The following is a 14,418-nucleotide window of genomic DNA, read 5'->3' on the forward strand; positions in this document are numbered from 1 at the left end:
ATTTAGCAACGTAGCCAGTTAAGATGGAAACTAAGCCGATATTATTATGCTGCTGCTCTACCTACTACGAGTGAAAACAGGAATATTGATATTACGGCTGCTAGCAATTTAAGCTCGCGTTTTTTCATGTGCGCCTCCTTTAACTGGGCTTAGAATCAAACTACGTACCATTGTGATGAAAAAGCCAGTCAGCACTAAGTTCAGTGCTAATGACAACATACTGATCGTCACAATAGGTCCACCAAATCCATAACCGATACTGATCATCAACACACCAGCACCAACTTCGCCACGCGGCCACATACCTATCGACAGCGCTAAGCGCTCTTTCACAGTGGCCTCGTTGCGGTAACAAAATAATGGGAACATTTTGCCGAGATTAGACACAATGGAAATCATAATCACATGGAATACTATCTCGCTCATTTCCATTGCCGGCATGGCTGTCGTCACGCTTGTATTATCCGCTGGCGCAACAGCACCGAAAATCTGAGGCAGGCTCAAACCGACCAGCACCATGAAAATACAGGCAACTGCAGTAGACACTTTTACATCTTCAGCCGATTCATGCTGCGATTTCATCATACAGCCAAGTACAAAGGCCGGGAGTAATACTTCAAAGTGAATATCCGTAGAGATATAGAACAGCTCACACAGGCCTGCAATCAAGACTGAATAAGCCACAATCGAACTTGCCGAAGCTGGGATATTCCACTTGTGAAGGTACTTGTAGCCCATAACCAACAGCACAAGCATCGCTATTAAGGTCAAGCCTAGTGCTGGTCGCCAACCGACAACCAAAATAGTTAATGGGATCATCAATAGTACGGTATCAAGATCATCAAAAATGGCTAACACCCGCGCCTTTTTGAACATCCAAGTCGCACCAAGACCTGCCGCGGCGAGCATCGCGAACAATACACCGGCTGAAGTTGGTGCTGCAAAGCGGCCTATAACAAGTGTTTCTTTCCAAGCATCAGCATTAAACCAGAGCTCACTCGGCATCAGTACAAAAATAAAATAGAGAACAACAGCGATCCAAGGGAATGTCGCAGTGGTCATAGCTACGACATAGTCCCAGCCATATTGCTTTAAATTGTTTTTATCTATATCGAATTCACGCCCGACGTTGATCATGATGTAAGCCAATGCAGACATCGTCACAACCATCAATACTGGCTGCAAGGCGCTATAGCCTTGGAAATACAGTGGGAGCAATTGTGATAAGAACAAGCCAATCAAAAGTAAAATTGAATAGAGTAAGACTTTTTTCACATTAAAACCTTATTAAGAGTAATCTTCATTCTACAAGCGTCTATTTTTTTGTTTTCTTGAGTGTGAATATATTGATTAAACTTATTTCAGTGTTTTATTTAGCGTATAAAAAAGTATGAATATGTAATGGAAATATCTTTTTAATTAACAATATCGATAAACGTTAAGCAAACATTTCATCCATTTACATTTTGAAATAGCTAAGGAGGAGATTTAGAGCGGAAAAGTAAGATTCTTTTATTACCGAGGCATTTTTATTTTGCGTGTTGATAATAACCTTAACTCGGGTTTTTCTTCAAGTCTTTTCTGTCTAACCGATAAAAGAATAACACTCGGCCACAAAACGAAGCGGAACCTTACAACTTTCCATAATTACAAATGGTATTTACAGTTTGAAATCCATTGCTTATGCCCTGTTGCACAACAATTTTTCACTTCAAGGCAATCCATTACTCCCCTTTCACGGCGAGGTAAAAACCGACATCTGCAACATGTGTTTCAATATCATAACTATGATACAACTCGAAACATGGCCTTTCATCAAGCTCAAAGCCGGCGGTTTTAACGTCATTTTCAATCGCTTTCCAATACACTGGATAATCTAATTTCTGCCTAACAATCTCTCTTCGGGTACAGTACTTCCCCGCAGGTAAGAGTTGTATAGCAACATCACCACTTGCAACGGTACCAGCAGGTACGGTCAAACATATATCAGTACGACATTGCGCTGGGGCTATTTTGTCTGGATCATCGTGATAGATAAACAAACACTGGCCACCTTGTAAGTTCTGCTCCCCAGCCCAGCGGTATAAATGGTCGACGGCGGGTTCATAATTTTCACCATAGGGCCCAGTCACTCTCAGATACGCTAAGCAAGTTTCACCAATGTGTACGCTTTTCATGTCATTACCCAAACAACAAGCTAGTATTAATGATGTAATGTTCAAACCGCAAAGGTCATTAGTAAGGTTAGCCTATGTTCGAGTGGCTCAAAAATATCTTTAATCCTGAACAACCTGACAAAGACAATATCGTTGAACAACACTCCTCTGACGATGAAGATGGCATGGATCGATATGCCAAAGGTAGCCCAGGTGATGACAGCCCTTATGATGGTAGCCATGATAGTGGAGACGATGGCGGAGACTAAAAGGTAACTCGGCTTGACATACATCAAGCCGAGTTTAAATACAGTGCCAGGCTTTTTGCCCATTATCTAAAATTGTATTGATGGTTAAGCAATCTGTTGGAGGCAATTATGAGCTTGGTACCTCGTGATTCTTGGTTCGACTTTTCGCAGATGTTCGATCATGCCTTTCCTACCCTAAGGCACAGACTTGATACTGATGTTTATTCACCAAGAATCGATATAATTGAAAAAGACAATGCGTTTGAAATCAGCGCTGATCTTCCCGGTGTTAACAAGAGTGATATTTCTGTCCAACTATCAAATGGTTCTTTGACCATAGAAGCTGTCACTAAGAAAGATGATCTAGAAGAAAAAGATGGAAAAGTGATCCGTAAAGAACGTTATGAAGGTAGGCTGATGCGAAGTTTTTATCTCGGCCACAATATCCAACAAGAAGACGTTCATGCTAGCTTCAATGATGGCGTACTCACCATACAAGTACCAAAAGTTGAAGGGGCTTCGCCTAATAGCACCAATGTGGAGATCAATTGATTCAATACGACAAGCAACACAAGAGGCTAGATAACTAGCCTCTTTTTGCATCTGCTTACAATTGAGCATGAAACCTTCCCGACTTCCCCTTATAATGCATCTTTATTTTTAGTAACACTGCGCTTTAAGTCATGGCCAAATCAAAACCTGTCGTTAGCATTGAGACCTATGGTATCCATACCACTTGGGATGCCGAGTCCAAGCACCTTCCCAAAATCAAGACATTCACCACCGATGTGCCAGCAGAAATAGACATCGAGTTCGGGTTTACTGTCAATATTAAGAAAGCCCGAGGAGAGAAGATCCGCTATTGTATTTACCATCCGGGCATCACTGACCAGGATGGTGATGAATTAGAGCCTTTTGACGGAGAGTTGCATGTTCGCACCAATGACTGGGACTTCTACTTGGGTGATACCATTTGGGCTCCGATTTCCAACAAAATCGGCAAATGGCGGATGACAATTGAGCTTGGAGGTAAGGTGGTAGCAGAAAAAACCTTTAATCTTTACGCCAAAGACGAAGCTGAGTTTTGGAAAAAACGTGGTTACTAATTTTCTAAGAAAAACAAAACACAAAATAAACACTTATTTGCTAGGTTACTAATGTATACACAACATCCCGCTGATACGGTTATTGTTCTCGACTTCGAGACAACAGGCCTTTCACCCAACATGGGCGACCGTGCCATCGAAATCGGTGCTGTAAAAATTCAAAACGGCATTGTTATTGACCAGTTCCAGCAACTGATGAACCCTGGTTTCCGTGTTAGCAGCTTCATAGAAGGCTACACAGGTATCACCAATAAAATGCTAGAGTCTGCTCCAAGTTGCCATGCGGTTATGGACGAGTTTGCTGATTTTATCCAAGGCTATAACCTCATAGCCCACAATGCTTCATTCGATCAGCGCTTCCTTGATGCCGAATTGGGTATGCTCAACCGCCAATATAACGGCGACTTTGTTTGCTCCATGCTCTTGGCACGCCGGCTATACCAAGAAGCCCCAAACCACAAGCTAGGGACTCTCGTTAACGAACTCAATATTCCCAACGATGGTACCTTCCACCGGGCTTTGGCGGATGCTGAAATGACGGCAAGGCTGTGGTTGCGATTAGTTAATGAAGTGAAAGACAAAACCAATTTACAATCGATCTCTTTCGATGTAATGCGCAAGCTGAGCAAAACAAGTAAAGCGTCAGTACCAGCGCTAATGAGGAAAATTGCTGCTTAAGCCCGGCATTTCTTATTGCCCAAGCCTTACGCTTGGGCACCTCTACAACACCGGCAACAAATAGTGGACTATAACAATATCGCTTGCAGCCACTCAGAAATATGCTTGATTTGTGGGTAACACACCTGATGTTCCATCGGATACTCTCGCCAGTTTGGTTTAAACCCAAGTCTCTCAAGAGCCTCTAGCGCATCCCTTCCCATTGCAGGTAGCACAACTGGGTCATAGCTACCATGCATTACTTCTATGCCTAGCTGCTTGTTGGCACTGCTTACTTCAATATTATCCGCGGTAGGAAAATAAGTAGAGAGTGCGAGAAGCCCTGCCAGTGCTTTCGGATAGGTTAATGCAACTTGATAGGCAACTGCACCACCTTGGGAGAAACCCGCTATCAATATCCGCTCGCTGGGAATACCGCTAGCTATTTCATGATCTACCAACTTTGTTACGGCATTTGCCGACTCGAGTAACTGCTGCGTATTGAGCTTCCTTCCAGCCCCCATCTCGAGAATGTCATACCAAGCCGGCATAACCATACCACCGTTAATCGTAACTGGGATAGAAGGCGAATGTGGAAATATAAACCTAATTGGAGCGTTATCAGGTAGCTGTAACTCAGGGACTATCGCCTCGAAATCGTGGCCATTGGCACCCAGCCCATGGAGCCAGATAACACTTGCTGTCGGCGTTACCTCGGGCTCGATAATCACGAAAGATAGGGTTTGCGTCATTGAAAGAGTATCCTGCAATTGATTGGTCTCATTATTGTATATACCCAAGCTACTTCAAGATACAGGTTCAGTAAAGCCACTCTAGCTGAAGAGAAGTTGATCCTTGCCTCTTGAACTAGAATGGCCAGTAATGTGTTATTCAGGGACAACCCGTGCGGTACGGCCGTCAACATTAACCCTGACTCGCTGCCCTACCGTAAACATCATGTTTGGGTTTGCTTCTTGCACGATAGCTATCGTCTCTCCCGTGTCATCCATCTTAATCGTTAAATTGACACCGTTACGGCGTGTTACCCCTTCTGCGGCTTTACTACCGGCATATCCGCCGAGTACACCACCACCGATAGCCGCAATATCAGAGCCTGAACCACCGCCGATCTTTGAACCAAGAATACCACCTACCGCGGCACCGGCGATGGCTCCAACTGCTTGGCCTTCCCCTTCAATAGTCACAGGTTCGGTTCTTACGATTATGCCAGTACGGACTTGCTGAATCGTTCTTGTGTCAGCGACACCGTAAGAATCGCCATATGGGTTGCTTGAGCACCCCGCTATCCCTAGCCCAAATAAACCAACCAACAATACAAGCGGATAAAACAACGTCTTCATGCTGACACCTTTTTGTTACGTAGGATCCTGCCTTAAGTATAGCGGTAGCTTTACAAGGCTCTAGCAAGGCATTCTGAATAAATATCCCGCAACTAAATGCAATCCGGCGCCAGCATTGCAAAAATCAATTGCATTTTTTTACTAACGCTATAACTTGTTTGCACTCATCAGATATAAAGCCCTCAAATGCTTTGGCTTAGATACAAGTAATGAAACATTCACTTTCTCTCCCCAAGTTCATTATGCTGATCTTTGGGTTATCGCTTGTATCCCTATCAACTTATATCAGCTTCTTATTTCAGCCAGGGTTTGAGCTCAGCCGTTACCACCTGACCCTCGTGGTTGAAGCCTCCGAGCAACGGGTAGAAGATGAAGAATGGTATTTTTCATCACTGCACAAACATGAGCCTATTGGCTGGATAACCACCAGCTCCCCGCCTTCGTCGCAGAGACACCTAGAACTTTCCCAGAGAACAGTACCTGTTGATCATTGGTGGCAAGCGTCTGAAAGACGGCTTATCGTCAAACAATGGATAATGGTTGCAATAGCTGTTGTCGCCATCCCCTTAAGTGCTTACACGCTATTTAAATCCAAACACCGCTTGGGTGGCTGGAAAGAAGCCAACCTCCAATTCCGCACTATTGTTGAGCATCACTAGCTTATCGAAACAACGACATAGATGTTTTTGGTATTAAACAGCCATCGTGCGCAATACATGTTGCGCATATTGTTATTGCTTACGATTTAGAAAATTATGCTTAACTACAGACCTAGAATTGATTATCCCTTACTGATCGCCATCAGCACTTTGATTTTACTTGGCTCCCTCACCGTATGGAGTGCCAGTGGCTTCAGTGAACCGATGCTCGAGCGTCACTTAGTTCGCGCATTGATCGCACTGTGTAGCTTGGTTGTTATGTCAGCCATTCCACCGATCAAATACCAACATGCCGCCCCTTATCTGTATGTTTTAGCGGTTGTTCTATTACTTGGTGTCATCGTCATGGGTGATAGCACTAATGGTTCGCAACGTTGGCTTGCCATTGGCCCTATTCGTTTCCAGCCTTCTGAGTTGGTTAAAGTCGCTATCCCAATGATGGTTGCCTGGCTATTGGTGGTCGATGCTGGTCGCCCTGACCTGAAGAAGATTGGCCTGTGCTTGTTGGTAACAGGTATTCCTGCTGGTCTGATATTTATCCAGCCCGACCTTGACGGTGCCATCTTCACCATTATCTACGCACTCTTTGTGCTGTATTTCGCGGGTATGAGCTGGAAAATTATTGGCTCATTTCTCGGCGGTATTGCCACTGCCGTTCCTCTGCTGTGGTTCTTTGTTATGGAAGCGTACCAAAAGAAGCGGGTGACCCAGTTTCTTGATCCTGAGTCAGATCCTCTCGGAGCGGGTTATCAGATCATCCAGTCTTTAATTGCTATCGGTTCAGGAGGAATAAAAGGCAAAGGTTGGACGAATGCCACTCAGGGACATCTAGGCTTCATACCGGAAAGCCACACAGACTTTATCTTTTCTACCTATGCCGAAGAGTGGGGTTTCATTGGCACATTGATATTGCTGGGTCTATACCTGTTTATTACCGGCCGGGTGATCTGGCTAGCCTGTCAGTGCGAGTCGCCATTCAACCGGTTGGTCAGCGGCGCATTATCATTAAGCTTCTTCTTGTATGCGTTTATCAATATGGGCATGGTAAGCGGTGTACTGCCGGTAATGGGCAGCCCACTGCCCTTCTTCAGTTATGGCGGTACCGCGATGATCACCCAAGGCGTGTGCTTCGGTATCATTATGTCATTGTGTTTGTATAAGCCGTATAAGAGCAAATAACGCTTCATTATCTATGCAAGAGCAGTAGAATCAAATTTCAAAAACGCATTAATACATCCATGTAGCTCCGACTCTGGAACGCCAGCACGGGCCATCCATGCGAGTACGTTTTGAAATATAACCCTACTGCTCTCTATATCTCACCTGTCACTGCTTACTTCACAAAATACATATCCTTGGCGTAGATGTTGCCCTTAGGGTTATTGACCGGAAAGCCTTTCAAGTCAGCTTTTACCAATCGCGTATGGTTATAGTGATAAAGCGGGATCACAGGGGCGGCATCATTCAAAATACCTTCAGCCTGGTGATACAATGCGTAGCGCTCGCCTTGCTCTGAAGCAGAAGCTGCCTTCGCAAGCAGATCATCAAATTTACTGTCACAGAATCCCGTCTCGTTACTCACATGACCACACTGGAAGCTGCCCAGCACCGATGACGGCTCAGCAAAATCACCAAAGGCATAAGAACGCGCCAAGGTAAAATCACCCGCCGTTTTAGCTGACAAGTACGCGTTCCACTCCATATTATTGAGATGAACATTCACCCCCAAAGGCTTCCACATAGACGCAATAGCCAACGCAATTTTCTTGTGGTTTTCACTGGTGTTATAGGTCAGCTTGATCGTAAGCGGCTTACTTGGGCCATAGCCTGCTTCTGCCAATAAGGCTTTGGCTTGATCCAGTCGCTGTTTGCTATCTTCCGCTTTAAAGGATGGCACTGCCCCTTCATAGCCCGCAATAATATCCGGTACTACAGCATAAGCTGCTGGCTCCCCTTGGCCGGTGATCTTATCAACCAATATTTCTCGGTCGATTACCATACTAAGAGCACGGCGTACATCAGCATTATCGAAAGGAGCCACACGGGTATTAAACGCGTAGACATAAGAGCCAAGCAGGCGAAGCGCCTGAATTTGCTCAGGGCTTTCTTTGATAAGTTTTTGGTAGTATTCCAGCTGAACACGGTTAGTCATGTGGATTTCACCGGCTTGGTAGCGTGTTAGCTCAGCATTTTGTGAGGACAAGGCTAGATAGGTAACACCTTCAATTACCGTTTTATCATCATCACGGTATTGGCTGTTCCTTACCACCTCTACTTTTTCATTAGGCACCCACTGCTTCAGCTTATATGCACCGTTAGAAACAAAATTCTCAGCACGAGTCCAGTTGTCACCATACTTTTCGACTGTTGCCTTCGGTACCGGGGAAAAGGTTTTTATACTCATCATACTGATGAAATACGGTGTCGGGCGAGTCAGTGATACTACCAGGGTTTGCTGATCTAGTGCCTTCACGCCAAGTTCATCGGCAGGCTTATCGCCAGCGACAATCTCATCAGCATTGACCACATTGGCTGTTTGAAAGTTAAACCCGGTGCTGTTGCCCGTTTTACTATCAACCGCGCGCTGCCAGGCATAGACAAAATCGTCAGCAGTCAAAGTCGAGCCATCTGACCATTTCAAACCATCGCGTAAAACAAATGTCACCGTTTTACCGTCTTCAGATACTGACCATGACTCAGCTTGGCCTGGAATAGTTTCTCCGTTAAGGTTCTCGATCACTAGGCCTTCAAAAAGATCATTGACGATCACATCCCCCGGGCTGCCAGAACTGACAAAACCGGGGTCTACCGTATTTGGTTCTGCGCCATTGGCTCTGACCAAATGCTGGCTCTGGGCAAGTTCTACACCTGCTGCTACATCAGCGGCAATTAGGTTAAAAGAGGGAAAAGCAAGGGCAGCACTGATCGCTGCAGAAAGAACGTATTTTTTCACTACTACTAAGTCCTTTTATATTAATACATAGCCAAGTTCATTGATGACACTTATGAGGCTTATGACTTCCTGTTGTCAGAGTGACCTATAAATAGAACGCTATATTGTCATTCAAATCAATAAGGAAATTGCTTGATATGAAAACTTGGAATAATCGTTGCTATGTTATATGAAAGACAAAAATGAATACTAAAAAGTGATTAGTTTACAGTATACTTTTCTGAAATTTATCATAATGGCTATTCAACATACGGCTAATCACTATGTTAGTTACTTCTGAAGATGTTTACGACACCAAAACTTTGATTGATTATCTGAGCCGTCATCAAGGCAGTATCAGCCTCAAACCTGTTCGCTTTGAGAAAAACCAAATACTTCTGACTCAGGGGCAGCAAGTCGAGCAGTTATTGTTTATTTTGGATGGTGAAATCTCTTTGCATCGCCAAACTGTACATGGGCGACGCTTTCAGCTAGGTACCTATAAACACAATGGCTTTATAGGATTGATGGAGCTTTTTTCCGAAAAAAAATGCTTCTACACTGTCTGTGCAAATAGCATGTGTACAGGTTACCTTCTTGATACTAAACAGTTTACCCAGCTAATTTATCAAACACCTGAGCTGGCCAAATTTGTCTTTAAGCACATTACATCGAAATGGTATTTGTCTGTTGAAAAGATGACCCGAAATATCCTTCATACCATTAAATTCTGTGTGATTGACGAGCTACTGTCTTTTGACGAACAGCAACCGGGTGAAAAACTCTATATCAATAAGACGCTGGAATCTGAACGGTTAGGCACTAGCATTCGCGTGTACAACCGTATTATCAAACAACTGCAAGTTGATGGTGCTATTGAGGTAGGCAGAAACTATATTCAAGTCACCCACCGTGAGCTACTGGAAGAAATTTTAGAAATGGAAATTGACAAATAGCCGACTGGAAGGTTGAACAATTACTTCTCGGTCGGCTATTAAGTACTTAGTTATAAATCAATTAATTCCAGCGCTCGTGCTTGAGCATCTTTTCCGTTGTGAAATTCGGGTAAGCCTGCTCCCACATCTTCAAGCCATTATATTCATCGCTTGAGTACTGTTCGAAGAATGCATCCAGATCAGCAATCATCTTCACGCGTAACTCTTCACGCGGTGGCTCTGACAAGTAACGCTCTCCCATCGGGTTGCTTAGGTCGTACCAATGATCTTCTGGCTCTTTATTCACTTCCGGGTTCGGGTAATAGCGAATTAGCTTCCAATGGCCATTAGAGATCATTCTCGAATTACCACGTTCTGCAAATTGGTATTCACGCCAATTTCTTACACGCTCACCTTTAAGCATTGGCAGCAATGTCTTGCCTGGCCCATAGCTAGCGTCATAAATCTGCTTCTCGCCTGCAGCTAAATCCAGCACGGTTGCATGAAGATCAATCAAATCCACAAACTCACCACGTACTTGTTTTGGCCTCACATACTTTTCAGGGCCAGATACAACAAACGGTATGCGGACTGTCTCTTCGTAATAATTGTATGGGAAAGATGCATTTACCTTACCATACAATCCATGCTGCCCCATCAACAAGCCATGATCAGAAACGAATGCAATGACCGTATTATCAAGCAAATCACGCCCTTCAAGACCATCAATCAACTTACCAAGTTGATCGTCTAACAGTGTTACAGCAGCTAAATATTGGGCTAATTGCTCCTCGTGGTCATCCGGAACCAAAGTAAAGTCGCTCATATGCTCGAGCACAGAGTTTCCACCAAATGCCACGACCTTATGTGCAATGCCGCGGTATTTGGTTACCAAACGCTCTGGAAGTCCTTCGAACGGAAAATGAGGCTCAACATAGTTTAGGCTCACAAAGAAGGGTTGCTCACTGTCCTGATCGATAAACTTCAGCGTTTCATCTGTTAAGAACTGCGCTTGAATTCCTGTGTACTCCATGTTTTCGCCATCGCTAGAAAACAGTACCGTCCCAGAATGCAAATATTGATTTTTCCAGCCCGCTTCTAGTGCGTCATAGCTCAACCAACGGTCAAACCCTCTAATAGGATCTTTGCTGTCAGTTGTGGCATGCCACTTACCCATCAGGGCTGTACGGTAACCCTCGTCTTTCATTCGCTCAGAAAGAAGCTTTTCTCCGTCAAGCCAGTCAGCATCGAATTTCGGGTCTTCGGCCAAGAAGTCATACACCCCATGCTGCGACGGCATTTTTCCAGTATGAAACGAGGCACGAGCCGCTGAACTGACCGGAGCGGGTGTCATCCCGTTCTCAAAACGAACACCATTCTCTGCCAAGTAATCTAGGTTAGGGGTTTCGATAATGTCTTGGTTGCGAAAGCTGGTTGCCCACTGACCTAGATCATCCGCCATAATCACAATAATATTTGGCTGCTCATTGGTACTCACAGTTTCGGTTGCTTGCACAAAAGGTGAGCAAGACAACGCCGCCAATGCACACCCTTTGGCAATGGCACTTAGTTTAAACATGGTACGTACTCCATTTACTGCTGTTGAGATTCTTTCTTTTGGATAATTTGCTTAATTGCCGCAGGCGGATACTGATTCAGATACAGCTTTTTCATTAGCGCCATATACGGGGAGGAATACCGGAAAAAGGCTTTATAGCCTGGGCATAAATAATTTTGATCCGGCTTGCCGGATGACGAAAGAGCAAAGCGATGTTTAGGACAACCACCATGACAAAGAGAACGAAATTCACAGCGGCGACAGTCGGCAGACAAAGTGTCCGATTTAGCTAAACCAAACAGTCGATTGCTCTCGCAGTTATTCATTTGCTTGATTGTTGATTCGTGTATGTTCCCCAGTTTGTATTCGGGGTATACGTAGTGATCGCAACTATACACATCACCATTGGCTTCAAGGGCAAAAGCACTGCCACACTGGGGTGAAAACACACAAATCTGCGCCGGTTGATCGCACGTCAGCGCAAAAGTATTTTCAAACATCTGAATATAGATATTGCCAATATCTACCCTTACCCACTCATGGAAGACTTGAATAAGAAACTCACCGAAAGCTGTGGGTTCAACAGACCACTCACAAAGCTCACCAGCCACTTTGCTTTCAGGGTTAATCAAAGTTAATCCATTGGCTGTACGTTCAGTCGCGTTCCTTTCAACCAAGGGGATAAATTGCATGTGCTGGCTGCCTAGCTGCTTCAGGTAGCGATAAACTGTGAGGGCTTGGTGAACATTCGCTTTGCTCACCACCGTTAAAGTATTAAATTCAATCTTGTACTGTTTAAACAACAAGATGGCGGCTTCGACTTTAGCGTGGGTGGGTTTTCCAGAACGGCTTTTCCGATAAACATCATGGAGTTCAGATGGACCATCAATGGAAATACCGATCAGAAAATCATGCTGCTTAAAAAAAGCACACCATTTTTCATCAATCAATATACCGTTGGTTTGAAACGTATTAATGATCTTTTTATTCTTACCGTATTCTTGCTGTAACAGTACCGCTTGCTTAAAAAAAGCCAGGCCACGTAAAGTGGGTTCACCACCTTGCCAAGCGAAGACGACTTCATTACCGCTTTGGGCATTTATCTGCTGCTGGATATATGCATCTAAGGTTACTTCTCCCATCATCCAGTCTTCACCGCGCTCAGGGTAAAGTTTTTCTTTTTCTAAATAGAAGCAATACGAGCAATCAATATTGCATTTTGAGCCTGTCGGTTTTGCCATGACATGACAGCCAGAAGGGTTCCAAGTTTGTACATTCATCCGCGCCACCAGCGTGTTTAATCGTTTGCGTGCGGATGTTAGGCAAGTTCAAAATGAAGAAATAGGACATTTGTCCAAAACAGTGCTTCTCTTTTTATTCTGTGATTATCGGCGACTTTTTTCCTTTTAATGTTTTGCTTCACTGTAAAGTAATTAAACATTTGCCATACTTTTTTAATTGCTCCGTCATTGATCAAGGAAGAAAAGCAAAATGAAAGACGAAACGATCTCCATACACAGTGGATACGAAACCTGCCCTACAACGAAGTCTGTTGCCACGCCGATTTACCAAACGGTGGCCTATGAGTTTGATGATGCCCAGCATGGTGCTGATCTTTTTAACTTGGAAGTCCCGGGCAACATCTATACCCGTATTATGAACCCAACCAACGATGTACTAGAAAAGCGGATGGCTGCGTTGGAAGGTGGAATTGCGGGGTTAGCCGTCAGTGCAGGTAGCGCAGCTATCAACTATGCCGTCCAAACCTTGGCCGAAGCAGGCGATAATATTATCTCTACCCCTCAGCTATATGGCGGGACTTACACCTTATTCGCCCATATGCTACCTAAGCAAGGCATTGAAGTTCGTTTTGCACCAGATGATAAGCCTGAGAGCCTAGCAGCCCTAATCGACGAAAAAACCAAAGCGGTTTACTGTGAGAGCATCGGTAACCCAGCGGGTAATATTATCGATTTGGAGAAAATCGCAGAGCTTGCCCACCAGCAAGGCGTTCCTGTTATTGTCGATAACACAGTCGCTACCCCAGCACTGTGCAAACCGATTGAGTTCGGCGCTGATATTGTGGTTCACTCACTAACCAAATATGTCGGTGGCCACGGGACAACCCTTGGTGGCATGATCATCGACTCAGGTCAATTCCCTTGGGCTAAGTTCAAAGATCGTTTCCCAGTCTTCAACCAGCCAGAAGCCTCTTACCATGGTGTGGTTTATACCGAAGCATTTGGCGAAGCTGCCTTTATAGGACGTGCACGTACTGTTCCCCTGCGTAACACTGGCTCAGCACTCTCACCAATGAATGCTTTTATGTTGCTACAAGGGCTAGAGACACTGCCACTTCGCATGGAACGCCATACCGAGAATGCACTGAAAGTTGCCGAGTACCTGAAACAGCATGATAAAGTGAGCTGGGTGAGCTATGCCGGTTTATCTGATTCGCCATACTACCCACTGGCTGAGAAGTACATGAAAGGCAAGCCATCAGCAATTCTCTCATTTGGATTGAAAGACGGTTATGATGCTGGTGTACGTTTCTATGATGCACTGAACATCTTCAAGCGGCTGGTCAACATAGGTGACGCGAAGTCTCTAGCTTGCCACCCCGCCTCAACGACACACCGACAGTTGAGTGAAACCGAACAGGCTCAAGCGGGTGTCAGCCCTGAGATGATTCGTCTTTCTGTCGGTATTGAACACATCGACGATATTATTGAAGATTTGGAACAAGCGTTGAACGCATAATATCCAATCAAGTCGGTGTTTTCGCTGGATCAGGGCTAAACTTCAA

At 44.6% G+C, this 14,418-nt stretch carries 15 protein-coding genes; 8 read left to right on the plus strand and 7 right to left on the minus strand.

Features of this window, described 5'->3' with window-relative positions; translation table 11 throughout:
- Positions 1-108 precede the first annotated feature (108 nt).
- Both ACXAGQ_RS18590 and ACXAGQ_RS18595 read right to left on the minus strand, forming a co-directional pair.
- On the minus strand, positions 109-1,275 hold the full coding sequence (locus ACXAGQ_RS18590; RefSeq protein WP_475255830.1) for a sodium:proton antiporter: 1,167 nt from the start codon (positions 1,273-1,275) through the stop codon (positions 109-111).
- Positions 1,276-1,724: 449 nt separating this feature from the next.
- Positions 1,725-2,177, minus strand: a complete 453-nt coding sequence (locus ACXAGQ_RS18595) for an AraC family transcriptional regulator (protein ID WP_475255832.1) — start codon at positions 2,175-2,177, stop codon at positions 1,725-1,727.
- A 74-nt stretch (positions 2,178-2,251) separates the two neighbouring features.
- Here ACXAGQ_RS18595 and ACXAGQ_RS18600 point away from each other — a divergent pair, with 74 nt between their 5' ends.
- The 4 genes from ACXAGQ_RS18600 to ACXAGQ_RS18615 all read left to right on the plus strand — a co-directional run bounded on the left by ACXAGQ_RS18600 (position 2,252) and on the right by ACXAGQ_RS18615 (position 4,188).
- Positions 2,252-2,425 (plus strand): hypothetical protein, encoded by a 174-nt coding sequence (locus tag ACXAGQ_RS18600; RefSeq protein WP_475255834.1) that lies wholly within the window; start codon positions 2,252-2,254, stop codon positions 2,423-2,425.
- Between the two features lie 108 nt (positions 2,426-2,533).
- Entirely contained in the window at positions 2,534-2,956 is a 423-nt protein-coding gene (locus tag ACXAGQ_RS18605) for an Hsp20/alpha crystallin family protein (RefSeq protein WP_317520220.1), read from the plus strand.
- A 131-nt stretch (positions 2,957-3,087) separates the two neighbouring features.
- On the plus strand, positions 3,088-3,510 hold the full coding sequence (locus ACXAGQ_RS18610; RefSeq protein WP_475255836.1) for a DUF3859 domain-containing protein: 423 nt from the start codon (positions 3,088-3,090) through the stop codon (positions 3,508-3,510).
- Positions 3,511-3,561: 51 nt separating this feature from the next.
- Positions 3,562-4,188, plus strand: coding sequence for a 3'-5' exonuclease (locus tag ACXAGQ_RS18615; RefSeq protein WP_475255837.1), 627 nt, complete (start codon positions 3,562-3,564; stop codon positions 4,186-4,188).
- 68 nt (positions 4,189-4,256) lie between these two features.
- On the opposite strand, the gene ACXAGQ_RS18620 is transcribed toward ACXAGQ_RS18615, so the two are convergent.
- Positions 4,257-4,919, minus strand: coding sequence for an alpha/beta hydrolase (locus ACXAGQ_RS18620; RefSeq protein WP_475255839.1), 663 nt, complete (start codon positions 4,917-4,919; stop codon positions 4,257-4,259).
- 135 nt (positions 4,920-5,054) lie between these two features.
- Entirely contained in the window at positions 5,055-5,528 is a 474-nt protein-coding gene (locus ACXAGQ_RS18625; protein WP_475255841.1) for an outer membrane lipoprotein, read from the minus strand.
- 209 nt (positions 5,529-5,737) lie between these two features.
- On the opposite strand from ACXAGQ_RS18625, the gene ACXAGQ_RS18630 reads away from it, so the two are divergent.
- Positions 5,738-6,187, plus strand: coding sequence for a hypothetical protein (locus ACXAGQ_RS18630; protein WP_475255842.1), 450 nt, complete (start codon positions 5,738-5,740; stop codon positions 6,185-6,187).
- A gap of 96 nt (positions 6,188-6,283) precedes the next feature.
- Positions 6,284-7,366: a rod shape-determining protein RodA gene (rodA, locus tag ACXAGQ_RS18635; protein WP_475255843.1), complete on the plus strand. Its 1,083-nt coding sequence runs from the start codon at positions 6,284-6,286 to the stop codon at positions 7,364-7,366.
- A 154-nt stretch (positions 7,367-7,520) separates the two neighbouring features.
- Here the strand turns inward: rodA and ACXAGQ_RS18640 are convergent, their stop codons facing one another.
- Positions 7,521-9,140 carry a peptide ABC transporter substrate-binding protein gene (locus ACXAGQ_RS18640; RefSeq protein WP_475255844.1) on the minus strand — a complete coding sequence of 540 codons (1,620 nt, stop codon included), beginning with the start codon at positions 9,138-9,140 and terminating at the stop codon, positions 7,521-7,523.
- Between the two features lie 263 nt (positions 9,141-9,403).
- Between ACXAGQ_RS18640 and ACXAGQ_RS18645 the strand changes: the two genes are divergently transcribed.
- Complete coding sequence (locus ACXAGQ_RS18645; protein WP_475255846.1) at positions 9,404-10,075, plus strand: Crp/Fnr family transcriptional regulator; 672 nt, start codon at positions 9,404-9,406, stop codon at positions 10,073-10,075.
- Positions 10,076-10,136: 61 nt separating this feature from the next.
- On the opposite strand, the gene ACXAGQ_RS18650 is transcribed toward ACXAGQ_RS18645, so the two are convergent.
- Both ACXAGQ_RS18650 and ACXAGQ_RS18655 read right to left on the minus strand, forming a co-directional pair.
- Complete coding sequence (locus ACXAGQ_RS18650; protein ID WP_475255847.1) at positions 10,137-11,633, minus strand: sulfatase family protein; 1,497 nt, start codon at positions 11,631-11,633, stop codon at positions 10,137-10,139.
- A 14-nt stretch (positions 11,634-11,647) separates the two neighbouring features.
- Positions 11,648-12,892 carry an anaerobic sulfatase maturase gene (locus ACXAGQ_RS18655; RefSeq protein ID WP_475255849.1) on the minus strand — a complete coding sequence of 415 codons (1,245 nt, stop codon included), beginning with the start codon at positions 12,890-12,892 and terminating at the stop codon, positions 11,648-11,650.
- Positions 12,893-13,103: 211 nt separating this feature from the next.
- On the opposite strand from ACXAGQ_RS18655, the gene ACXAGQ_RS18660 reads away from it, so the two are divergent.
- Complete coding sequence (locus ACXAGQ_RS18660; RefSeq protein WP_475255851.1) at positions 13,104-14,372, plus strand: O-acetylhomoserine aminocarboxypropyltransferase/cysteine synthase family protein; 1,269 nt, start codon at positions 13,104-13,106, stop codon at positions 14,370-14,372.
- Positions 14,373-14,418: the final 46 nt, after the last annotated feature.

This window comes from Photobacterium sp. ABD4_091 (assembly GCF_056160145.1).